Here is a 24,449-nt window from a genome sequence, read left to right on the forward strand (position 1 = left end):
CGGCCATGCCGCCGGCCGCCTGGTCGCGCCCTCGTCAGAAGGGGACGCCCAGGACCTGCGGCGCGTTCGCGCCGACCTGGGTGAGGAGCCACGCCTGCTGGCGGTGCGTGTTCTCCTCGATGCGGTCGCAGCTCGCCATGAGCGGGCGGTCGAGCAGCATCATGGCCGTCTTCTTCACGGCGACGAGCGTGATGTGCAGGTCGGCCGCGAGCACGTAGAGCTCGTGCAGCCCGCGGAGCTGCCCGAGCTTGCCCTCTCTGGCCCGGTTCAGGCGGATCTTCTCCGGCAGCGAGCCCAGCTCGTTCGCGTCGCCGGCCGGCGGGGCGGGGTTGTACGGGCGCGCCGCCGGCTCCAGCCACGAGAGCGACCGCCGCGAGAGCTCCTGCAAGCGCGAGAGCCCCATCGACAGCTCGCCCTCGTTGAGCTCGTGCTCGGAGGCGGCGTCGCACGCCGCGATGAACCGCTCGTGGGCCAGCCGGAGCAGGCCGAGGTAGTCGCCCAGGCGCTGCCGCTCCGCGGTGTCGCCGGAAGGGCGCGCGATCGCCGACGCGACCGCCGAGGCCGCGGCGCCGGCGCGCGCGACCGCCCGCTCCGCCGCGCCGGCGATCTTCGCGGCGGCGCTGCGCGCGGCGCTCACCTTCTGCACCCTGGCCGCCGCGAACTTCACCGCCGGCTGCTTGCTCACCGGATCCCACGTCGTCATCGTCAGCTCGTTCGCGGCCCGAGGGCGCCCGTCCGGCTCGGCCCCGTCCGTCCCCTCCTCGTCCCAGTATCCGTAATGGAACGGGATGAACAGGTGCCCTGGGAGGATATCCCCGATCCTCGCCGCCCCGCGCACCCGGCCGCGGCGGGTCACGACGTCGACCATCTCTCCCTCGCTCACGTCCATGCGCGCGGCGTCATCGGCGCTCATCTGAACGAACACGTCCGGGGCCGCCGCCTGCAGCGCCGGCGACCGGCCCGTCTTCGTTCGCGTGTGAAAATGGTAAACGAGCCGCCCGGTCGTCACCCACAACGGGTACTCGTCGTCGGGCGACTCCGGTGGAGCGAACCAGTCGGCGGCCTTGAGGATCGCGCGGCCCGCCGGGTCGTTGGCCGAGTATTCCTCGCGCGAGACCGCCGCGCCGGTCTCGATGTCGTGCCCGTAGCTCCCGCACGCGTCGGCGCCGGTCGGGAAGCGCAGATCCGCATACAGCCGCTCGGTCCCGTCGGGGTGCGCGTCGTTCACCGGCCACTGGATGCCTGAGCCGCCGGTGAGCCTTGCATAGGTCAGGCCGCTGTAATCGCAGTTCTGGCCCTTGGTACACGCGCGCCACGCGTCGAACGCGCCCTCTGGCGTGTCCCACGGGATCAGCGGCCGACCGTCCTTGTCGGTGAACCCCATGCGGCGCGCGAAATCCACGAAGACATCCATGTCCGGCCGCGCCTCGCCGGGCGGGTCGACGGCCTTGTACGAGATGTGCACCGTCCGATCGGCGTTCGTGAACGTGCCGGTCTTCTCCCCCCAGATCGCGCTCGGCAGCACCAGGTCCGCGAACCGCGTCGTCTCGGTCGGGAAGGCGTCCTGGACGACGACGAAGAGATCCTCCTTCGCCAGCGTCTTGCGGATGCGGGGCAGGTTGGGCACCGAGACGGCCGGGTTCGTGCCGATGATCCAGAGCATCCGGATCGACCCCTGCTCGGCCAGGCGGAACAGCTGCGTGCAGTGGGTGTGGGGCGCGAACGTGGGGATCACGTCCGGCTCGACGTTCCACACGCGCGCGAGGTCGGCCACGTGCGCCGGGTTGTTCATGTTGCGGAACCCCGGGAACTCGCCGTCCGCGCCGGTCTCGCGGGTGTTCTGGGCCGTCGGCTGGCCGTTCGACTGGATCACGCCGCAGCCGGGTTTGCCGATCATGCCGCGGATCAGGACGAGGTTGTTGACCTGGCACGCCGCGGCCGTGGCCTCGTGCGCCTGATAGACGCCCTGGAGCACGGTGGCCAGGAGCCGCTCGCTCGTCCCGAGCAGGCGGGCCGCGGCGTTCAGCTGGTCCACGGGGACGCCGGTGATCTCGGTGACGCGCCGGGGCGGATACGCCGCGACCTTCTCCCGGAGCACCTCGAACCCGACCGTGTGCGCATCGATGAACGGCTGATCCACATGCCCGTTCTGGATCAGCAGGTGCATGAGCCCGTTGAGCAGCGCCACGTTCGTGCCGAGGCGCGGGGTCAGGTGGACGTCGGCCTCCCGGGCGGTGTCGGTGGTCCGCGGGTCGATCACGACGAGCCTGGGCGGGTTCGGGCCCCGGCGGCGATCGAGGATGCGCATCCACGACACGGTCTGCGTCGCGGCGATGTTGTGGCCGACGTGCAGGATGCAGTCGGCGACGTCGAAGTCCCGGTAGCTGGACGGCTGCCCGTCGCGGCCGAACGTCTCGCGGAGCGAGCTGCCGGCGGTGGCGGTGCACAGCCGCGTGTTCCCGTCGATATGGTTCGTGCGGAGCCCGGCGTGGGCGATGACGCTGAGCGTGTAGTAGTCCTCGATGAAGAGCTGCCCGCTGTTGTAGATGGCGACCGCGCCGGGCGTGTACCGCGCGACCACGTCCCTGCACCGGCGGGTCATGAGATCCATCGCCTCGTCCCACGTGGCCTCGCGGAACGCGTCGCCGGGCTTCTTGCCGGTGCGGATCAGCGGCCGGGTCAGCCGGTCGGGGCTGTTGTTCGCGACCCAGCCGTGGAGCCCCTTCGGGCCCAGCCGGCCGTGGTTCACGACGTCCTGGGCCCGGCCGCGGACGCCGACGATCCTGTTCCCCTTGACGCCGATATCGAGCCCGCACCCGTTCGTGCACAGCACGCAGCAGGACTGGACCCATCGCTCCGGCTCCTCCTGGGTCTGCTCGTCGACCCGTGCCGGCCACTGATGCTCGCCGAAGTACGGCGTCCGCTCGCCCCACGGGCTCGTCACGCTGTTCCGTGTCTGGGCCATGCTTGGACTCCTTCCATGTCGCCAGCGTGGGCCATGTCGCCAGCGTGGGCCATGCGGCCAGCGTGGGCCATGTCGCCAGCGTGGGTATCCGTGGCGGGTGGCGTAGCAGGGGCGCGGTGGGGTGCCAGCTTCGATGCACCGCCTCGATACCGCGCGATCGAACAGACATCCTCGAGCGAGTCGCGCCTGACAGGATGCGCCTGACCTCCATCGGCGCCCGACGCGCCGCGACACGCCTGCGCGGCGAGGTGCGAGGTGGACGACCGATCGGCGCGCGCGGCCGTCCGGCGCGCCGGATCAGCTTGCGCGACGCCGCGCGATATGTTTTGAGTTCAAAGTATTCGCTCAGCCACGCGCGCCCGCGGCGGACCCCGCGGTGGGCGTCGCGCCCTGTTCGTTTTCGGCGGTACGCGGCCTCGCGCGAGGCGCGCGGCTCGTCCCGGCGCCGGCGCGCCTAGCGCCCGGCCGACGAGGGCGGCGCCGCGCCTCGCGCCCGGCGAGCGGCCTCGTCACCGCAGAGGAGGGGAATTCCATGGCCCGACTGCTCATCGTCTCGAACCGTCTCCCGATCAGCGTGCGCGTCGATCGCGGGGCGCTCTCCCTCACGCGCTCCTCGGGCGGCCTCGCCGCCGCGATGCGCGGTCCGCACGAGCGCCACTGCGCCGTCTGGATCGGGTGGCCCGGCAGCGTCGCGAGCCTCTCCCCCGAGCAGCGGCAGGACGCCGACGCGGCGCTCGCCGGGATGCGCGCCGTGCCCGTGCACCTCGGCGCCGCGGAGCAGCACCGCTTCTACGACGGCTTCTCGAACGGCGTCCTCTGGCCCCTGTTCCACTACCTGCTCGACAAGGTGAACCTCGACGCCGAGCTCGACTGGGAGGCCTACCAGCGCGTCAACGAGCACTTCGCCGACGTCGTCGCCGCGCAGTACACGCCGGGCGACGCGATCTGGGTGCACGACTACCAGCTCCTGCTCCTCCCGGCGCTCCTCCGGCGGCGCCTCCCCGGGGCGCGGATCGGCTTCTTCCTCCACGTCCCGTTCCCGTCCGCCGAGGTCTTCCGCATCCTCCCGTGGCGCGAGCAGATCGTGCGGGGCCTGCTCGGCGCCGACCTGATCGGCTTCCACACGGCCGGCTTCCGCAGGAATTTCGCGGCGTCGGCGGCGCACGTGCTCGGCGTCGAGCCGGGCGAGGCGGCGATCGAGCACGACGGGCGCGCGGTCGCCCTGGGGGTCCACCCCATCAGCATCGACGCCGCGGAGATCGAGCGGCTCGCGGGCCACCCCGGCGTCCGGGAGGAGGCGGCGCGCATCCGCGCCGAGGCGCGCGGCCGCAAGATCGTGCTCGGGATCGACCGGCTCGACTACACGAAGGGGATCCCGCGCCGCCTGCTCGCGATCGAGCGGTTCCTCGAGCGCGAGCCGGAGCTGCGCGATCACGTCCGCTTCCTCCAGCTCGCCGTGCCCACGCGCGAGTCGGCCGGCGCGTACGCCGATTTCCGGCGGCTCGTCCACGAGATGGTCGGCCGCATCAACGGGAAGTACGGGACGACGTACGCGACGCCGATCCACTACATGCACCGCTCGCTGCCGTTCGAGCAGGTGGTCGCCCTCTACCTCGCCGCCGACGTGATGCTGGTGACCCCGCTGCGCGACGGCATGAACCTCGTCGCGAAGGAGTACGCCGCCGCGCGGATCGACGACGACGGCGCCCTGATCCTGAGCGAGTTCGCGGGCGCGTCCTCCGAGCTCGCGGAGGCGATCTCCGTCAACCCGTACGACATCGGCTCGGTCGCCGCCGCCGTGAAGCAGGCGATCGCCATGCCGCCCGCCGAGCAGCGGCTCCGGATGGCGGCGCTGCGCCGCCGCGTGGCCACGCACGACGTGCACACCTGGGCGCAGTCGTTCCTCGACGATCTCGACCGCGCCGCGCCGACGGCGCCCGCGGCGGCCCCCCCGTCGCGCCGGGGGATGCCCGAGAGCGTCGTCGAGGGCGTCCGCCGGGCGCCGCAGCGCGTGTGGATCCTCGACTACGACGGCACGCTGGTCCCGTTCGCGCCGGTCCCCGATCTCGCCGCGCCGGACGAGGAGCTGCTCGCGCTGCTCCGGGCGCTGTCCGAGCGCGACCGCGTGCACGTCGTGAGCGGCCGCCCGCGCGCCGACATCGAGCGCTGGCTCGGCGCGCTGCCGCTCCACCTCCACGCCGAGCACGGCTTCTGGTCGCGGCCCAAGGCGAGCGACGACTGGGTCGCGCTCGAGCCGGACGCCGCCGCCTGGAAGGGCGAGGTGCGGAAGATCCTCGAGGACGTCACCCGGCGCACCCCGGGCACCTTCATCGAGGAGAAGACGGTGACCCTGGCCTGGCACTACCGCACGGCCGAGCCCGAGCTGGCGAGCCAGCACGTGCGCGAGCTCTGCGCGCGCCTCGAGGCGCGCCTCCCCATGGATGCGCTGGAGCTGCTCGCCGGCGCGAAGGTGATCGAGGTCCGGCCGCGCGGCGTGCACAAGGGCAGGGTGGTGCCGCTCATCCTGGACGACGTGCCGGCGAGGGCGGCGGTGATCGCGATCGGCGACGACCGCACGGACGAGGACATCTTCGCGGCGCTGCCGCCGTCCGCGTGCACCATCCACGTCGGCAACGCGAGCAGCCGCGCCGCCTACCGGCTGCCCGACGCCGGCGCGGTGCGGCGCCTCCTGCGCGTGGTCCACGCGGGGCTGGACGCGGGCCGCGCGGGGCTGGACGCGGGCCGCGCGGGGCAGGGCGCCGGGGTCGTGGCTTGACGCACGCCGCGTGGGGGGCGCTCCAGGACCGCATCGCGGCCGCGTTCGGGATCGAGCCCGAGGCGCGCGAGGCCATCGTCCGGAGCATGCTGGAGCGGAGCGCCAAGGGGGCGGCGGGCTACTGGCTCCAGCTCTTCCTCGCCATGGGCATCGCCTCGCTCGGGCTCGTCCTCGGCAGCGGCGCGGTCGTCATCGGCGCGATGCTGATCTCGCCGCTCATGGGGCCCATCGTCGAGCTCGGGATGGGCCTCGCCATCGGCTCGCCGTTCCTGGCGCTGCGCTCTTTCACCCGCGTCGCCTTCAGCGTCGTCATGGTCGTGACGAGCGCCGCGGCGCTCACCCTGACGCTGCCGTTCTACGAGGTGACGTCGGAGATCGCCGCGCGCACCTCGCCGACCGCGCTCGATCTGCTCATCGCGATCTTCTGCGCGATCGCGGCCGCCTACACCACCGTGCGGCCCGGCTCGGACACGACCTCGACCGCCGCGGGCACGGCCATCGGCATCGCCCTCGTGCCCCCGCTCTGCGTCGTCGGCTACGGGATCGGCACGCGGGTGAAGAGCATCGCCAGCGGCGCCGCGCTGCTCTTCACGGCGAACCTCTGCGCGATCCTCCTGTTCGCCATCCTCTGCTTTTTGCTCCTCGGCTACAGCGCCGTCAGCACCGCGGAGCTCGAGCACGCGGAGCTCGCGAAGCAGAAGCCGGGGGCGATCCGCCGGGTGGCGCGCGCGCTGCAGGTCTTCTTCGAGCTGCGTCACGGGTGGATCTTCCGCGTGATGATGCCGCTCGCGCTCCTCGGGGCCGTGTACCTCCCGCTCCGGGAGGCGCTCGCGCGGGTGTCGTGGCAGGTGCGCGTCCGCACGGCGATCGTGCGCATGCTGGACGCGCTGCCGCAGAGCACGGTGCGGTCGAGCGTCACCGTCGACCACGGCAGCGTCGCCGTGCGCCTCGTGCTGCTCGGCCGGGCCGACGAGGCGGAGCGGCTCGAGCGCGATCTGCGCGATCGGATCGCCGTCGTCGCGGGCGTCACCCCGAAGGTCGACGTGATCGCGGTGCTCGACGCGAGCGCGCTGGAGGAGGTGGCGGCGTCGGTCCGGGCGAGCTCGGCGCCCATCGACGTGGCGCCCAAGGAGGCGGAGCTCGCGCTCGTCCAGCGGGAGCTCGCCGCGTCGCTCGGGGGCGCGTGGCCGCACGCGGCGGGGCCGCTCGTCGCGTGGCGGCTCCGGTTCCCGGACAACGAGCCGGCCGTCGTGGAGGTCGTGCACGTCGGCCCGGCGCTCGGCGCCCCGGCGGCCGACCTGCTCGGGCGCGCTCTGTCGCGGGAGCTCGGCGCGGAGGTGGCGGTGCAGGACCGCGCCATCGCGCCCGAGCCGATCGTCGCCGAGCCGGAGGGCGGGTGGCCCTGGCTCCAGGAAGCCCGGCCCGCGCTCGCCTGGCTGGACGACGTGGAGGCGCTGCACGGGTGCGTCGAGGTGCCGCCGAGCCCCGGGGAGGCGAGCCCCGGGGAGAAGGCGAGCGGGGAAGTCGAGGCGGTCCTCGCGGCGCTGCGGTCGCTGCCGGCCCTCCGCTCGGATCGGGTGCACGTCCGCGAAGGGGCGCGGTGGCGGGCGGTCGTCTCGACCGTGCCGTGCGCGCCGCCGGAGCCCGCGCCGGCCGACGCCGCGGCGGGGGCCGACGCCGCGGCGGGGGCCGACGCCGCGGCGGACGCCGGCGCGCGCTGAACGCTCTTCGGCCTGCTGGAGGGGCGGACGTCCAGGTACATGCCCGCTGCCCTGCTGATGCTCGCGGCGCTCCAGCTCATGGCGGCGCTCTCGTTCGCGGCGTACGGGCCGCAGGAGGCGCGCGCCGCCGAGGCCTCCGCCGCGCCGGACGCGCGCGCCCGCGCGCTGTACTGGCCCATGGTGGCCATGGGCGCGGGCGCCTTCCTGGTGATGAGCCTCCTCATGGTGCCGACGCCGCTCCAGATGTGCGGCGTCGAGCAGCGCTCGGTCCAGCAGGCGAGCTGGGTGATCCAGGTGCACCTCCTGAGCATGTACCTGCCCTCGCTCTCGGTCGGCGCCCTCCTGAAGCGGATGTCGATCGCGCAGCTGCAGGGCGTGGGGCTGCTGTTCCTGCTCGTTGGGTTTCTGGTCAGCTGGGTTCCGGGGTTCGAGGGGGCACCTGGTCGGCTGGCGCTGGTCGGGGTCGTGTGGTGTTACGTGTTCGTGACCGCGACGACCCTTGTCGCGCGCAGCCGCCCGGGCTCCGAGCGCTTTCGCGCGCAGGGCGTCGCGCGTCGCCTCCGGGGTGCTGTATGCTCGGCCGAGATCAGGCTCGGATCGGTACGGGAGCAGCGGAGCGCATGGAGTCCTCGGAGAGAAAGCCGGCAAGTCCAGAAGATTCGGTTCGCCAGATGCTCGTCGAGTTCGCGCGCGCCTTCGAGCGAGGCGACGTGGACGCGTTATGCGACATGTTCGTACGTGACGATGCCCTGATCTTCTACGGCACACACGACAAGCTGCACTTCACGCGCTGGGCCGAGATCGAGGCCTCGTTCCGGCGGCAGAGCGAGATCCTGAAGGACCTCGTGTGCAGGATCACCGGCGATGTCCAGGTGCGTCTGCTGGCCGGGGGAGCGGCCGCCTGCGCCGGGACGGCCGGCTTCGGTATCCACGCCACCATGGGCGGCGTGCGCTTCGACCTGCCCGCGCTCCGACTGACCTGCACGGTGGAGCGCCACGGGGATCACTGGCGGTTCGTGCAGCTCCACCTCTCCGTGTCGGACAGGCCGTTCCTCGACAGCGTGGGCCACGTGCTCGAGAGCGCCTGAGAGCGCCTGAACGCCGCGCCGCCACACCACGCCGGTGCGGCGGCGCGGCCCGCGCCTCACGTGGGGACGTCGCTCGACTCCGCCAGATCCCGGAGCGCCCTCTCGCTCCGGCGCAGCGCCTCCTCGGTCCGCTGGACCTTCAGCGCCTCCTGCTCCAGCTCGCCGCGGAGCACGGTGTTCTGCAGCGACAGCGCGGCCAGGAACTCGAGGAGCGGCAGCCGGCGCAGGATGAACGCGCCGTGGACCAGCCGGTTCTCCAGGTAGAGGAGGCCGCCCACCTCGCCGGGGTTCTTCATGAGCGGCATGCACAGCACCGACTTCGGCCGCTCGCGCACGAGGTACTCGTCCCCGGCGAAGGCGCCGCTCGCCCCGACGTCGCTGAGCACCACCCGCTCCCGCGTCCGCTCGACATAGTTGACGATCGACGCCGGGACGCGGGTCGCGAGCGGCGCCGTGCTCCGCTCGTACACGCGGATGCTGATGCCGTCGCGGTCCACCACGGCCTCGGCGGCGAGCCGCAGGCCGTCCCCGATGAGCAGGAGACAGCACCGCTCCGCCCCCTCGTGCTCGACGACGAGCCGCATGAGCGACTCCATCATCTCCTTCGGCGTCATGTCGCTCGAGAGCGACCGCGAGACCTTCACCGCGGTCTGCGCGTCGATGGCCTCCGCCGCCATCGTCATGACGCCGCTGCTCGTCGCGCGGCGCTGCTCCTGGTTCAGGACGAGCGCATGCCGCTGCTCGATCTGCCTCACCTTCTCGCTCGCGCCCCAGCGCGAGTACGACGCCACCGCCTCCCGCAGGTAGAGCCCCGGCAGGCCGCTGTAGCCGCGATCCAGGTAGAACCGGGCGGCGAGCTCGCTCGCGAGCGCCTCCTGGTGGATGAACCGGGACTCGCGGAAGGCCACGATCGCCTTATCGTAGAGCGCCGCGGCCTCGTCGTGCCTGCCGTCGACGCGCGCGCGCTCCGCCGCTACGAGCGCGTGTTTGCCGGCGAAGTTGTCGGGGCAACTCTCGGCCCAGACGCGCAGCTGCTCCTCGTGGCAGGCGAGCGACCGCCGGAGCCCGGCCTGCTCCTCGGCCGGGGCCCCGGAGAAGCGGGCCGCCCGGGCGAGGGCGCCGAAGTAGTGGTACTCGGCCGAGAACAACATCCCGTTGCCCCCCGAGATGTTGCGCTCCGCCTTCTCCGCGGCCAGGGCCGCCTCGTCGGGGTTGGAGGCCAGGAGGTGCTGCGCGGTCTTCATCACGTAATGGACGAGCCGCACGCTCGGGAAGCTCTCCTTCTCGAGGCGGTCCTCGAACGCCTGCTCGTCGAAGTCGTCCGCGCTCATCGTGCCGAGGTGGCGCGTGGCGCCCCTCATCGCCTGGACCAGGCGCAGCATGCTCGTCACGGCGTCCGCGGCGAACGTGATCTTCGCCTTCGTCGCGTAGTCGAGCGCGCTCACCGCGCCCTTGTACGCCTCCTCGAGCGGGTCGCCCCGCACGATCACGTTCAGGGTGAGCTGGATGTGGCTGAAGCTCCCCCACGTCAGGTTCCCGACCTCGTTCGCGGCCTGGATGCTCACGCGCTGGCAGGCGATCCCGGTGTCGATGTGGCGCGTCCAGACCGAGATCAGACAGCCATAGAGGTTGGCCACCTCGGGCTTGTAGACGAGCGCGTTCATCTTCTCGGTCAGCTCGTAGCCCACCCTGCCGATCCGGTCGCCGTCCTGGTACGCGCCGAGCTTCTGGCAGAGCGCCTTGCCGAGGCACGTGTACCCGATGCCGGTCGGCTCCGCGTTGCCGTGGAGCAGGCTGAGCCGGACCATCTGGCAGACCAGGAGGTCGTTGAGGTTCGGATCGGTGTAGAAGGTCGAGGCGTACATCACGGCCATCACGCCCATCGCCGCGAGCATCGGCGGCGCCGTCATCCTCGGCTGGCCGAGGATCTCGTCGGCCGTGCGATCGCGGAGCGCGTCGCGCAGCGCCGTGATCTCCGCGACAACCTCCTCGTCGGCCGGCTGCCTCCCGAGCTTGATGCCGAGCAGCGCGAGGCACTCCAGCCCGACGCCGATGCACGCGTCGTGCTCGGACCGGGCCATGTGGTTCTGCATCAGGACGCGGTAGGCCGCCGCCTTGTCGAGCTGCGTGCGCGCGCGCTCGAGGAGCATCGAGCAGAGGTCGATGGACCGATCGAACTCCCCGTTCACGCACGCGCTCTCGGCGAGATCGAGGTGCAGCGCGAAGGCGAGCAGATCGTCGGCTCCCGCCCAGTCGTCCTCCCCGATCAGCGCGCAGCCCGCGGCGAAGTAGGCCACCGCGGAGCCGTAGGCCCCGGAGGCCCTCGCCTTCCTGCCGGCGCGGAGGTTCAGCTCGGCCGTCCTGCGCCGCTCGCCCGGATCGGTGATGAAGGAGGCGCCGATGTTCAGCTGGTTCGTGATCTCGAACAGCCGGTCCTCCAGCGCCTCCTCCGGCGTCTGGACGAGCAGCAGGCGCCCGATGCGCAGGTGCGTCGAGGCGTGGTTGCCCTCGCGGATGAGCAGGTACGCGGCCTGCTGCACGCGGTCGTGGAGGAACTTGTACGTGCTGCCTCGGCGCGCCACGAGCCCCTCGCGGATGGCCGGGGAGATGGCGGCGTGCGTCGTCTCGGTCGACTCGCCGTACATGGCCGAGAGGACCTCGGCGTCGAAGCGGGCGCCGAGGCACGCGGCGAGGGAGAGGACCCGCTGCGTCTCGCCGTCCAGCCGCCTGAGGCGGCCCAGCACCAGGTCGACGACGTTGTCGGTCAGGTTCTGCGCGGCGATGGCCTCGATGTTCCAGCACCAGACGGCGCTCACGGGATCGACCCAGACCAGCTTCTGGCGATAGAGCTCCGTCAGGAACTGGCCCACGAAGAACGGGTTGCCGCCCGTCCTCTGGACGAGGAGCCTGGTGAGCTGAGCCCCCGGCTCGTCCTCGCAGCGGAAGGTGTCCATGACGAGCTCGAGGACGTTCTCGTGCGGGAGCGGGTCGAGGCTGAGCGTCGAGACGCGCGCGCCCGTGGCGTGGATCTGCCGGAGCACCTCCATGAGCGGGTGCGACGGGGTCACCTCGTTGTCGCGGTACGCCCCGATCACGAGCAGGTGCCGCTTCTCGGGCGCCGCGATGACGTCGCGGATGAGCCTCAGGCTGGCGGGATCTGCCCACTGCAGGTCGTCCACGAACAGCACGAGCGGGTGCCGCTTGCGCGCGACCACGCCGAGGAACGCATGGAACACGCGGACGAAGCGGCTGCGCGCCTCGTTCGGCGCGAGCGGCGGCACCGGCGGCTGCTCGCCGAGGATCAGCGAGAGCTGCGGGATGATGTCGATGATGACCCGCCCCTCCTCGCCGAGCGCGTCGCTCAACCGGTGCTTCCACCCCGCGAGCGACTGCGGGCTCTCCGTCAGGATCTGCCGGACGAGCTCCCCGAACGCCTGGGCGATCGTGCGGTAGGGGATGTCGCGCTGGAGCTGATCGAACTTCCCGGAGATGAACGCCCCGCGCTCGCGGACGATGGGCGCCTGCACCTCCTTCACGAGCGAGGTCTTCCCGACGCCCGAGTACCCGGCGACGAGCACGAGCTCGGCCGTGCCCGTGGCGACCACACGCTCGAACGCCTTGAGCAGGATCGCGCGCTCGCGCCTCCTGCCGTAGATCTTCGTCGGGAGCTGCAGCCGGTCCGGGATGTCGGCCGTCCCGAGCGGGAACGAGTCGATCATCCCGAGCTCCTCCAGCTCGGTCTGGCACATGAGGAGATCCGACCAGAGCCCGCGGGCGGTCTGATAACGCTCCTCCGGAGACTTCGCGAGGAGCTTCATCACGATCTCGGAGACGATCCGGGGCACGTCATGCACCAGCTCCGCGAGCGGCACAGGGGCCCTCGCGATGTGGGCGTGCGCCCACGCGGGCGCGTCCTCGGCGTCGAGCGGCAGCTTGCCGGAGAGCAGCTCGTACAGCGTGACGCCGAGCGAGTAGAGATCGGCGCGCTCGTCGATCGGCCAGTCGACGCGGCCCGTCCGCTCCGGCGCGATGTAGGGCAGCGACTCCGGGTTGATCTTCGTCTCGTCGGACAGGCCGAGATCGCCGCGCACCACGGCCAGCCCACCGTCGAGCGACACCTCCCCGCTCTCCGGGTGCACGGAGAGGTTCGCGGGGCGGATGTCCAGGTGAAGGGTGCCTGACTTATGAAGTTTCGACAGCGCAGATGCGATCTGCACCGCGTGCGTGAGGAACCGGCGAAGATCCATGAGAGCCCTGGTGATCGTCGATAGGACGATCCTGAGTGGACGGTACTCGAAGCAGGATCCCTGTCAACGTTTTCTCCGGCCTCGCCGGCGAGGCGCCGGCCGCCGGAGCGCTTCGACCCGCTCGGCGCGGACGTCGATCACGACGCGTCATGGATCCTCGTCGTGTGGTGCACGAGGGCTTTCCATTCACCGCCCTGGAGCTCCCAGACCGCGGTGAAGGCGATGGTGTTATCGAGCTTGACACCGCCCTTGAGCTCGGCGCGCGAGCGGTAGACGCCGCTCACGATAGCGACGTCCCCGCCGACGATACGCACGTCGCACTGCCGGAGCTCCTGCGTGTACGTCAACATGCTGTCGACGAGCTTCAGGTACTCGTCCTTGCCGCGCTGCACTCCGTTGTAATCGACGTACCGCCAGCCTTCGGCCAGGTGGCGATCGAGGAAGCCGTAGTCCTTGACGGCCCCCACCGCCTTCGTCCACGCCTTGAGGAGCGCGACGTGCTCCTCTCTCGCCTGCTCCGCGGTGATCTTCGACATTCTCCACCTCCGCCGCGCGCCCTGGCCGCACTCGATCCCGCGCGACCGCGCGGGCGTGTCGCCGTCGCCGCTCCACACCCATGGTAAAGAGCCCGCCGGCCGGGCGTCAACATCAGCCCTGATGTCCCGCCGCCTCGAGGGCCGCGCGCAGATGATCGGCCATGATTTGCACGTTCGGCGGCAAATTCATGGTGATGTGATTGCCAGGGACCTCGTGGACAGTGAGCTGGCCCTGGATCAAATCGAGCCATCCCCGCGCCGGGTTGTTCACGGTCATGGCGTCGCGCTCGCTCGCCTCGAAGAAGAGCACGTCACCCGGGTAGGGGCGGGGGACATAGCGCAGCATCGCCTGCAGGTTGGCGGTGACGATCTTGCGGAACGTGGCGAGCTCCTGGAGCGCCAGCTTCGGGAACATCCGGGAGACACCCTTCTTGCGCTGGAGCACGTGGAGCAGCTGCTCGTCCGGGGAGAGGTGCCGGATCTCCTCCGCGGGGACGGGGAGGCTCGCATCGCCGCTGATCAGGTAGGCGAGGCGCTCGGGGGTGTCGAGATCCTCGGGGAACACCGCCGAGGGCGCGGGCGTGTCGATCATCATGAGAAGCGCGACGCGCTCGCCCCCGGAGATGAGCTGGTGCGCCATCTCGAAGGCGACGACCCCGCCGAAGGACGACCCGCCGAGCACGTAGGGGCCCTCCGGCTGGATGTGCCGCCGTACCGCCTCGAGGTAGCGCGCGGCCATCTCCTCGACGCGGGTCAAGGGCGGCGCCTTGCCTTCGATGCCCTGCGCCTGCAGCCCGTACACGGGCTGCGCCGGGTCCAGGCAGGTGGCGAGATCGTGGTAGAAGTAAACGTGCCCTCCGACCGGGTGCATCAGGAAGAGCGGCCGCCCGGTGCCGGGCTTGATCCGCACGAGCGACGCGGGCAAGAGGCGCGCGGGAGAGCGCCTCGACAGCGAGGTGGATGAGGGCGAGTCGGACTGCGCGACGAGGTCGGCCAGGGCCGCCACGGTCGGCGCGTTGAGCAGGCTGTGGCCGGGGAGATCCATGTTCACGACGCTGCGCAGCCGGGAGATGAGCTGGACGGCGAGCAGCGAGTCGCCGCCGAGCGCGAAGAAGTCGTCGTGGACGCCGATCCGCTCGATGCCGAACAGCTTCTCCCACGTCTCGGCGACGGCGCGCTCCAGCGGATCGCGCGGCGCCACGTAGGCCGTGCCGAGGTCGGGCCGCGGGTGGACGGATCTCGGGATGCCCTCGGACTCGACGTCCCGCGAGGGCGGCGCGATCGAGCTGGCCGAGGGGCGCTGCTTAGCCTGCGCTTCCCGCTTCAGGACCAGGACGTGGGGCGTGGGGCTCGTGAGGACGCGCATCCAGGCGTCGAGCGCCTCGTCGCGCGAGATCCCCTCCTCCGCGGCGGCCGCGCCGCCCTCGCTCGAGTCGGCCGCGGGCTCGGGATCCTTGCCGCGCGAGGCGTCCTGCCGCTGCCACGGGTCCCACTCGATCGCGATCGTGAGCGGGCCGTCACCGGCGGCCCGCCGCTGCGCGAAGGCGCCGAGGAAGGCGGTCGCGGCGCACTGGCCCGCGAGGCCCGCCCCGCGGGCGCCCGCGGTCCGCGCGGCGCACAGCGCGACGAAATCGGGCCGGAGGCCCCGGAGCGACTCGTCGAGGACGAGCGCGCCGTCGAGCTTCGGGGCGAGGAGCGCCTCGCCCTCCTCGCGCGTCATGCGCTGGAGGGGCACGGCGCGGCGGGCGCCCGCCGCGTGGATCACGCCGTCGATCCGCCCGAAGCGCTGGAGCCCCTCGGCCACCGCGCGCTGCATGTCGTCGAGCCGCGTGACGTCGGCCGTCACGAGCAGCACCTCGGCGCCCAGCCGCTCCATCTCGAGCACCGCGCCGATCTTGCGGCGTAGCGCGTCGAAGGCGCCCGCGCCGGCGAGGCCGTCCCAGGCCTCCCGGGGCGGGAGCGCCGTCCGGCCCGCGAGCACGAGCTTCGCGCGCGCGACCTTCGCGAGGTGCTCCGCGAGGGCGGAGCCGACGGCCCCGAGCCCGCCGGCGATCAGGTAGACGCCGCCCTCCCGGAGGCGCGGCGGCAGGCCCTCGGCGCGGTCCATGCGCGCGGGCTCGAAGATCCGGACCCAGCGCTCCCCGTTCCGGTAGGCGATGACGGGCTCGGTCTGCTCCAGCGTGACCTCGGCGAGGAGCTGGTCGATGAGCCTCGCCTCCTGCAGCGTCCGCGGCTCCGGCAGGTCGATGTCGACGCTGATGCACGAGACGTTCGGGTACGCCCTGGGGATGGCCTCGCACGGGCCGAGCAGCGTGGCCTTCTCGGGGCAGAGCACGGCCGCGTCGGTCACCTTCTGCATGTGGCTCGTCACGACGCCGAGCCGCACCTCGTCGCGAATCCCCGCGTCGCCGATCCCCTGGGCCAGCGCGACGAGGCTGGCGAACCCGAGCCGCTGGGCCTCCGCGAGGCGGCCGGCGTCGAGCGGCGCGCGCGCGGGCTTGGTCACGCCCCACAGGAACATGATGCGCGAGGGGGACACGCCCGCCGCGCGCAGCGCGCCGAAGAGGGACGCGTGGTCCGCGCGGCTCGCGGGGGCGACGGTGAACTCGCCCTCGCCCGTCTCGGCGAAGCCCTCGCCCGGCCGCACGGTGATGACCTTGTAGCCGTCCCGGCGGAGCCGCATCTCCATCCGGGCGCCCAGCCCGTAGCTGTCGGCGAAGACGACGCAGCACTGCGCCCTGGCCGGCCGGGCCGACGCCTTCATCGACCCCGACAGCACCGAGCGCTTCCAGGCCAGGAGGTGGATCAGGCCGGCCGGCTCCGGCGCGCTGCGCGCCGGCCGGCGCGCGGCGCTCGAGGGCGGGTCGATCCAGTACCGCTTCCGCTCGAACGGGTAGGTCGGCAGGGACACGCGCCGGCGGGGCTCGTGGGTGTAGAAGCCCGACCAGTCGACGCGGACGCCGGAGAGCCAGAGCTGGCCCAGCGTCTCCAGCAGGAACCCGATGTCGGACTGGCGGTGGTGGACGTGCCGGATCGACGAGAGCATCACCCGGCGGGCGCCCCGCGCGGGGTGCTGCTTGGCCAGGGTCGCGAGCACCCGGCCCGGGCCGACCTCGAGCAGGGCGCGCGTCGGATCGGCGAGCACCTCGCCGAGCCCCGCCATGAAGCGCACCGGCTCGCGCACGTGCCTCGCCCAGTACCCGGGGTCCTGCGCGTCGGCCGCGGACAGCCAGGTGCCGGTGACGTTCGACGCGATCGGGATCTTCGGGGCGCTCGGGCGCGCGCGGGCCACGATCGCGGTGAACGACGCGAGCATCGGCTCCATCATCCGGGAGTGGAACGCGTGCGACGTCTGGAGGCGCGTGCACTCCAGCTCGCGCTCGGCGAAGAGCCGGTCGGAGAGCGCCTCGACGGCGTCCTCGGGCCCGGCCACGACGCAGGCGGCCGGCCCGTTGACGGCCGCGAGCGAGAGCGCGCCGCCCCCCTCGTCGAGCAGCGGCTGCACCTCGGCCTCGGGCAGCGGGACCGCGAGCATCGCGCCCGGCGGCATCTCCTGCATCAGCTTGCCCCGCCGGGCGACGATCTTCAGCGCGTCCTCCAGCGAGAAGACGCCCGCGAGGCAGGCCGCGACGTACTCGCCGAGGCTGTGGCCGATCATCGCCGCGGGCCGGATGCCCCACTCCATCCAGAGCGTGGCGAGCGCGTACTCGATCACGAAGAGCGCGGGCTGGGCGAAGCGCGTCTGCTTGAGCAGCTCCGCGGCCGCCGCCTCCCGCCCCGGGGGCGGGTAGATCACCTCGCGGAGATCGAACCCGAGCTCGGGCTGGAGCATGGCCGCGCAGAGATCGACGCCGGCGCAGAACGTGGGCTCCCGCTCGTACAGCTCCCGCGCCATGCCGGCGTATTGCGTGCCCTGCCCCGGGAACATGAGGACGACCGGGCGATCGATGGCCTCCTCGACGTGCGCGAGGACCCGCCGCTCCCCGAGCGTCGACAGCAGGCTCACCGCCTCGTCTGCGTCGTTGCAGACGAGCATGCGCCGGTGCGGGAACGTCTTGCGGCCGACCTGGAGCGTGAACGCGACGTCCGGCAGGCTGACGTCCGGGTGCGCCTTGAGGTACCCGACGAGGTTCTCGGTGATCGTGTCGAGCGCGGTCCTCGTGCGGGCGGAGAGCAGGAGGAGCTGCCAGGACCGCCCGCCGGGCGCCGCCGCCGCGTGGGGCGCCTCCTCGAGGATGGCGTGGGCGTTGGTGCCGCCGATGCCGAACGAGCTCACGCCGGCGCGGCGGGGCCCGTCGCCGGGCTCCCAGTCCGCGAGCGCCGCGTTGACGTAGAACGGGCTGTTCGCGAAGTCGATCTCCGGGTTCGGCGTCTTGAAGTGCAGGCTGGCCGGGATCTGCCGGTGGCGGAGCGCCTGCACGACCTTGATCACGCCGGTGATGCCGGCGGCGACGTCGAGGTGCCCGACGTTCGGCTTGACCGAGCCGAGCGCGCACCAGCCCTTGCGCTGGCCGCGGGACCGGGCGCGGAACGCCCGGGTGAGCGCCGCGACCTCGATGGGATCCCCGAGGCGCGTGCCGGTGCCGTGGGCCTCCACGTAGCTGATCGTCTCGGGATCGGTGTTCGCCATCGCCAGGGCCTGCGCGATGACCTGCGCCTGCCCCTCCACGCCCGGCGCGGTGAACCCGATCTTGCCCGAGCCGTCGTTGTTGACGGCCGAGCCCCGGATCACCGCCTCGATGTGATCGCCGCTGTCGAGGGCGTCCTCGAGCCGGCGCAGCACGATGACGCCCGCGCCGTTGCCGACCACCGTCCCCTGCGCCTCGGCGTCGAACGCGCGGCAGCGCCCGTCGGGCGAGAGGATCATGCCGTGCCGGTACAGGTAACCCGACCGCGTGGGGACGTTGATGGCCACGCCGCCGGCCAGCGCCATGTCGCACTGGTAGGTGAGCAGCGCCTGGCAGGCCATGTGGACGGCCACGAGCGAGGTGGAACAGGCGGTCTGGACCGCGACGCTCGGCCCGCGGAGGTTCAGCTTGTACGAGGTCCGCGTGGGCAGGAAGTCCTTGTCGTTGGCGACGTAGACTTGATAGTCCATCGCCTTCCTGAGCTCGTGGTTCGGGTAAAGGTTGCTCAGGAAGTACGTGTCGTGGCCGCTCGCGCCCGCGTAGACGCCGATGGTCCCCTTGAACGCCTCGGGGTTGTACCCGGCGTGCTCGAGCGCCTCCCACGCGCACTCCAGGAAGAAGCGGTGCTGCGGATCCAGGATCTCGGCCTCTCGCGGGGTCATCCCGAAGAAGGCCGCGTCGAACCACTCCACCTCGTCGAGCACGGCCCGCGCGCGGACGTAGCTCGGGTCCGAGGCCACCTCCGGGGGCACGCCCGCCGCGGCGAGATCCTGATCCGAGAGCGCCGCGATCGACTCGACCCCATCGCGCAGGTTCTGCCAGAAGGCGTCGACGCTCCTCGCGCCCGGGAAGCGGCCGGCCATCCCGATGATCGCGATTTGGTCCTCCGGGACGGGTTGATCAAGCGGATCCATTCTGTCTGCTCTTGGCTGCCTGCTTCTTTCGTTTCAGGATCTCTCGCTGTTTCAGCGCCCGGGCGTTGGCCTCCGAGAGGTCGCTCCCGCCGCCGCTGCCGCTCGCGAGGAACGCGGCGAGATCGGTGACCGTCGGGCGCGCGAACACATCGACGATGGAGAGATCGCTGCCGAACGACTCCCGGACGCGCTCGTGGAGGCGCATCAGGAGCAGCGAGTGGCCGCCCAGATCGAAGAAGTTGTCCTGCACGCTCACGCGCTCGATGCCGAGGACGTCCTGCCATATCGCGGTGAGCCGCTCCTCGATCGAGCTCCGCGGCGCCACCATGGGCGCGCTCTCGGGGCGGAGCTCGACGGGGGCCGGCAGGGCGCGGCGGTCCACCTTGCCGTTGCCCGTGAGGGGCAGCGCGTCGAGCAGCACGATGGCCGAGGGGTGCATGTAGTCGGGCAGCCGCCGCTGCGCGTGATCGCGGATCGCACGCTCGAGCCCGCCGGTCGGATCCGCCATGAACGGGCGCGCGCGGGCCCCGGCTTGCGCGGGCGGCGCCGCGGCCCTGCCGCCGTGCGGGACGACGTACGCCACGAGGCGCCGGTCGCCCGAGCGCGCCGGCTGCGCCACCACGACCACCTCGCGCACGGCCGGGTGCTCGCCGAGGACCACCTCGATCTCGCCGAGCTCGATCCGGTAACCGCGGACCTTGACCTGCTGATCCATGCGGCCGAGGAACTCGAGCTGCCCGTCCGGCATCAGGCGGACGCGATCGCCGGTCCGGTACAGCCGCCCTCCCGGCTCGCCGCCGATGGGATCGTGGATGAACCGCTCCGCGGTGAGCTCCGGCAGATCGAGGTAGCCGCGCGCGAGGCCCTCTCCGCCGATGCAGAGCTCCCCGGGGACGCCGGCCGGGACCTCGTTGAGATCCCGGTCGAGCACGTGCACCCTCGTGCCGGGGATCGGGCTTCCGATGGGCACCGTGTGGCCGACCGGGCGCTCCACCGCGGCGCAGCAGGCGAACGTCGCGGCCTCCGTGGGCCCGTAGCCGTTGATCATCCGGCACCCCGGGAGCTCGGCGAGGACCCGGTTGACGTGCTGCGGGGACAGGACGTCCCCCCCGGCCACGATCTGGCGCAGGCCGCGCAGCGCCGTGATCCGCTCGTCCACGAGGAGGTGGAAGACGCCGGCGGTGAGCCACACCGTGGTCACCCCGTGCTGCCGGATCACGCGATCCAGGTCGTCGAGCGACGCGGGCGCGGGGGGCATGACGACCAGCCGGCCGCCGTTGAGGAGCGCGCCCCAGATCTCGAACTGCGACGTGTCGAAGGAGATCGACGCGAGCTGCAGGAAGACCTCGTCCGGCGCGAAGCGCGCGTACGTCGTGCCCTTGACGAGCCGGGCCACGCCCCGGTGCGGCACGGCCACGCCCTTGGGCCGGCCGGTGGAGCCCGACGTGTACATGACATAGGCGAGTTGGTCCGGCGTCGCCAGCTCCGTCGGGTTGTCGTCGCGCGCCCGGCCGATCTCCTCGGGATCCGCGTCCAGGCAGAGGACGCGCGCGCGGCACCCCGGCAGCACCGCGCCGACGCGCACCTGGGTGAGCATCACGCGGACCCGGGCCTGCTCCAGCATGAACGCGAGGCGCTCGGTGGGGTAGGTCGGATCCAGGGGCACGAAGGCGAGGCCCGCCTTCAGCACGCCGAGGAGCGCGACGATCATCTCGATCGACCGGTACATGCACACGGCCACGCGGTCTTCGGGCGCGAGGGCGCCCTCGTCGGTGCGCGCGAGGGCCCCCTCGTCGGGGCCGGGCGCGGCTTCGGGCCCCGGCGCCCCCGGCGCCCCCGGCGCGCGGAGGCCGAGCAGGGTGTGCGCGAGCTGGTTGGCCCGCCGGTTCAGCTCCCGGTAGGTGAGCGACGTGACGTTGCCCGCGCCGTCGTCGAAGACGACCGCGACGGCCTCGGGAGAGCGCTCGACCTGGGCCTCGAAGAGGCGGTGAATGCACGCGTCCGACCCGGGGCCGGCCGGGGCGGTGCCCCACGCGCGGAGCGCGCTCCGCTCCTCGGGCGTGAGCAGCGGCAGCGCCGAGAGGCGCAGATCGACGTCGCGCGACGCGCCCTCGAGCAGGGCCTCGTAGTGGCCCGCCATCCGCTCGATGGTGCGGGCGTCGAACAGCGCGGTGCTGTACTCGATGCGCCCGATGATGCCGTCCTCGCGCTCGTCGAGCTCCAGCATCAGGTCGAACTTGGACGCGCCCGTGTCCACGTCGAGCTGGCTCAGGGTCCAGCCCGGATCGAGCGCCGGCACGGGCGGCTCCAGCACGAAGGCGACCTGGAACAGCGGGTTCTGGCCGGGGACCCGCTTCGGCTGGAGCGCCTGCACGACGCTGGCGAACGGCACGTCCTGGTGCGAGAGCGCGGCCTGGCTCACCGCTCGCACGCGCCCGAGCAGCTGCCGGAACGTCGGGTCGCCGCGCAGGTCGGTGCGCAGCACGAGCGTGTTCAGGAAGAAGCCGAGGAGGTCCTCGGTCTCCGGCGGGTGGCGGCACGACGCGGACGTGCCCACGACGACCTCGTCCTGCCGCGCGTACCGGTAGAGCATCGCCTTGAAGGCCGAGAGCAGGACCACGAAGAGCGTGACGCCCTGCTCCCTGGCCAGCGCCTTCAGCCGGAGCGTGAGCTCCCGCGACAGGGCGACGCAGTGGCGGGCCCCCGCGAGGCTCGGGGCGGCCGGGCGCGGCCTGTCGGTCGGCAGCTCCAGGGTGGGCAGGTCGGCGAGCTGTCGCCTCCAGTAATCGAGCTGCGGCTGGAGGGCGCCGCTCAGCTGCTGCTCCCGCTGCCAGACCGCGTAATCGGCGTAGTGGATCGCGCGCTCGGGCAGCGGCGACGGCCTGCCCGCGGCGAACGCCTGGTAGAGCGCGTGGAGCTCCCTCGGGAGCGCGTCGAAGATGGAGACTCCATCCATCAGGATGTGGTGCACCACCACGAACAGCACGTGGTCGGCCTCGTCGAGCCGGACCAGCGTGGCCCGGAGCAGCGGGCCGCGGGCGAGATCGAACGGGCGCCGGGCCTCGTCTGTGGCGAGCGCGACGGCGCGCCCCCACCGCGCCTCGGCCGGCAGCGCGGTCAGCTCGACGACCGGCAGATCGAGCGGCGCCGGGGGCAGGATCTGCTGCACGGGCTCGCCGCCGACGACCGCGACGACGCTCCTCAGGATCTCGTGGCGCCTGAGGAGCTCGTCGAGGGCGCGCCCCAGGACCGGGACGTCGAGGGGCCCGCGGAGGCGCAGGGAGAACGGCTCGTTGTAGAACAGCGCGCCCGGGTGGAGCGAGGCGTGGAGCCAGATCTGCCGCTGCCCGTGCGAGAGGGGGATGGGCCGGTCGCGCGGCGCAGGCCGGATGGCCGCGGCGGCCGGGCGCTGCTTCGGCCGGGGGAGCGACTCCACGAGCTCGGCCAGCGCGGCGACCGTGGGGGCGTCGCACAGGCTCTGCAGGGAGAGCTCGACGCCGAGCGCGCGGCGCAGCCGCGACAGCACCCGCGCGGCGAGCAGCGAGTGCGCCCCGAGGTCGAAGACGTCGTCGTGGACGCCGAGGTGCTCGATCCCGAGCGCCTCGGCCCACGCCGCGGCGATCGCCGCCTCGATCTGGTTGCGCGGCGCGAGGGGCTCGCCGTCGCCGCGATCGGGCCGGGCGGCGTCCGGCGGCGGCAGGGCCGCGCGGTCCACCTTCCCGCTGGGGCCGAGCGGCAGCGCGTCGAGCAGCACGAACGTCGACGGGATCATGACCTCGGGGAGGCTCTCGCGGAGGAAGCTGCGCAGCGCGGGCACGACGGCCCGGGGGGCGGCCGGGGGCGCGTCCGGCGCGTCCGGGCGTGCGACGACGTAGGCGACGAGGCGGCCCTCGCTGGCGACGGCCACCGCCGCGCGGACGGCGGGGTGGCGCCCAAGCGCGGCCTCGACCTCGCCGAGCTCGACGCGGTGGCCGCGGATCTTCACCTGCTGGTCGACGCGCCCGAGGAAGGCGAGATCGCCGCCGGGCAGGCGGCGCACCACGTCCCCCGTGCGGTAGAGCCGGGCCTCCGGGGTGGAGCTGAACGGATCGGGGACGAACCGCGCCGCCGTGAGCTCGGGCCGTCCCAGGTAGCTCCGGGCCAGCCCGGGTCCACCGAGGTAGAGCTCGCCGGCCTCGTCGTCCGGGACCGGGCGCATGGCATCGTCGAGCACGTAGCAGCGCGCGTTCCTGATCGGCCGGCCGATGGAGAGGGGCTCGCCGGGGTCCCGAACCGGGTCGAGCCCGTCGGCCATCGTGGCGCACACGGTGAACTCGGTGGGACCGTAGGCGTTGATGAACCTGCGCCCCTGCGCCCAGCGCGCGGCGAGGTCGGCCGGGCAGGTCTCGCCGGCGACGATGAGGGTCCGGAGCGCGGGCAGCGAGCGCTCCGCGCCCTCGGGGAAGGCGGCGAGCGCGGAGGGGGGGAAGGTCGCGATCGACACCTCTTCCGCGCGCATCCGATCGAGCAGCGCGGGCCCGGGGATCATCTCGGCCTGCGCCCCCATCACCAGGGTGCCTCCCCGGGCGAGCGTCATCGCGATCTCCCAGACCGACGCATCGAAGCTGAGGGACGCGAACTGGAGCACGCGGCAGCCCGGCGCCACGTCGAATCGCTCGGCCAGCGCGCGGGTGAGGTTGGTGAGGCCGCGGTGCGTCAGCAGCGTGCCCTTGGGCCTGCCGGTCGAGCCCGACGTGTAGATGACGTAGGCGAGGTCGTCGGGGCCCGTGGTGTCCGGCGGGTCCTCGCCGCTGAAGCCCGCGGTCAGATCGCGATCGCCGTCCAGGAGGACCACGCGCGCCCCGTGGCGCGGCAGCGACGGGAGCAGCCGCGCCTGGGTGAGCAGGACAGGCGCCCCGGCGTCCTCGAGCATGAAGGCGACCCGCTCCCGCGGGTACGCGGGGTCGACAGGGACATAGGCGCCGCCGGCCTTGAGCGCCGCGAGCAGCCCGATGAGCGCCTCCAGGGAGCGCTCGGCGCAGAGCGCGACGAGGACGTCGCGGCCGACGCCCAGGCTCCTCAGGTGGTGCGCGAGCTGGTTCGCGCGGCGATTCAGCTCTTGATAGGTGAGCCGGTCAGGGCCGAAGGATGCGGCCACGACGCCGGGCGTGCGCCCGGCCTGGAGCTCGAACGAGCGGTGAATGCTGGCGTCCTCGGAGCTGAAGTCGTGATAGGTCATGTCGTGTGTGGTGGCAGGAGTCTTTTCAGGGGCAGAACATCAGCCGCCGTGTGCGAGCCCGAGCAGCGACGCGAGGGCGTCACGCATCTCGTTCAGAACCGTCCCAGGAGCACCGGAGTGAGCTCCAGGGCGGCAGCCGGTGACACGGGCGCGCCCCCGACGTTTCAGGGGCGCGGTCGGCACGGATACCATGCTGCATCACACTGGTACTCACGCCTCGATGGGCGAGTCCATCGACGCCGTGGCAGGGTGACGGTCCACAATTCAAGGCTATTCGCAGCGCAGCCGATTACACACAACCGCGGAATGAAGGTCAAGCGGGACGTACGGCTTTTTTCGGCGTGGAGGGGCATGTG

Annotated in this window: 9 protein-coding genes; 4 read left to right on the forward strand and 5 right to left on the reverse strand. The window is 72.5% G+C overall.

Annotation, left to right across the window (positions count from 1 at the left end; all coding sequences use genetic code 11):
- Nucleotides 1–34: 34 nt before the first annotated feature.
- Complete coding sequence (locus WME98_RS44510) at nucleotides 35–2,965, reverse strand: molybdopterin oxidoreductase family protein (RefSeq protein WP_437947684.1); 2,931 nt, start codon at nucleotides 2,963–2,965, stop codon at nucleotides 35–37.
- Nucleotides 2,966–3,497: 532 nt separating this feature from the next.
- Between WME98_RS44510 and WME98_RS44515 the strand changes: the two genes are divergently transcribed.
- The 4 genes from WME98_RS44515 to WME98_RS44530 are packed head-to-tail and all read left to right on the forward strand — an operon-like array spanning nucleotide 3,498 to nucleotide 8,550.
- The gene (locus WME98_RS44515; RefSeq protein ID WP_437947685.1) at nucleotides 3,498–5,741 is read left to right on the forward strand and encodes a bifunctional alpha,alpha-trehalose-phosphate synthase (UDP-forming)/trehalose-phosphatase; all 2,244 of its coding nucleotides are present in this window, start codon (nucleotides 3,498–3,500) and stop codon (nucleotides 5,739–5,741) included.
- Complete coding sequence (locus tag WME98_RS44520; protein ID WP_437947686.1) at nucleotides 5,738–7,462, forward strand: DUF389 domain-containing protein; 1,725 nt, start codon at nucleotides 5,738–5,740, stop codon at nucleotides 7,460–7,462. Before WME98_RS44515 ends, WME98_RS44520 begins: the two co-directional genes overlap by 4 nt.
- A gap of 39 nt (nucleotides 7,463–7,501) precedes the next feature.
- Nucleotides 7,502–8,215 (forward strand): hypothetical protein, encoded by a 714-nt coding sequence (locus WME98_RS44525; RefSeq protein ID WP_437947687.1) that lies wholly within the window; start codon nucleotides 7,502–7,504, stop codon nucleotides 8,213–8,215.
- On the forward strand, nucleotides 8,134–8,550 hold the full coding sequence (locus tag WME98_RS44530; RefSeq protein WP_061614382.1) for a nuclear transport factor 2 family protein: 417 nt from the start codon (nucleotides 8,134–8,136) through the stop codon (nucleotides 8,548–8,550). Before WME98_RS44525 ends, WME98_RS44530 begins: the two co-directional genes overlap by 82 nt.
- Before the next feature lie 56 nt (nucleotides 8,551–8,606).
- Here the strand turns inward: WME98_RS44530 and WME98_RS44535 are convergent, their stop codons facing one another.
- From WME98_RS44535 to WME98_RS44550, 4 genes are all read right to left on the reverse strand, one after another.
- A complete protein-coding gene (locus WME98_RS44535; RefSeq protein ID WP_437947688.1) occupies nucleotides 8,607–12,797 on the reverse strand; it encodes an ATP-binding protein in 4,191 nt (1,396 codons plus the stop codon).
- Nucleotides 12,798–12,934: 137 nt separating this feature from the next.
- The gene (locus WME98_RS44540) at nucleotides 12,935–13,333 is read right to left on the reverse strand and encodes a nuclear transport factor 2 family protein (RefSeq protein ID WP_437947689.1); all 399 of its coding nucleotides are present in this window, start codon (nucleotides 13,331–13,333) and stop codon (nucleotides 12,935–12,937) included.
- A gap of 112 nt (nucleotides 13,334–13,445) precedes the next feature.
- On the reverse strand, nucleotides 13,446–18,875 hold the full coding sequence (locus WME98_RS44545) for a type I polyketide synthase (RefSeq protein WP_437947690.1): 5,430 nt from the start codon (nucleotides 18,873–18,875) through the stop codon (nucleotides 13,446–13,448).
- Nucleotides 18,862–24,093, reverse strand: coding sequence for an amino acid adenylation domain-containing protein (locus tag WME98_RS44550; RefSeq protein ID WP_437947691.1), 5,232 nt, complete (start codon nucleotides 24,091–24,093; stop codon nucleotides 18,862–18,864). The genes WME98_RS44545 and WME98_RS44550 overlap by 14 nt, the downstream gene beginning before the upstream one ends.
- Nucleotides 24,094–24,449 lie beyond the last annotated feature (356 nt).

It is taken from the genome of Sorangium sp. So ce296 (genome assembly GCF_051529605.1).
In the GTDB taxonomy this organism is placed as follows: domain Bacteria; phylum Myxococcota_A; class Polyangia; order Polyangiales; family Polyangiaceae; genus Sorangium; species Sorangium cellulosum_D.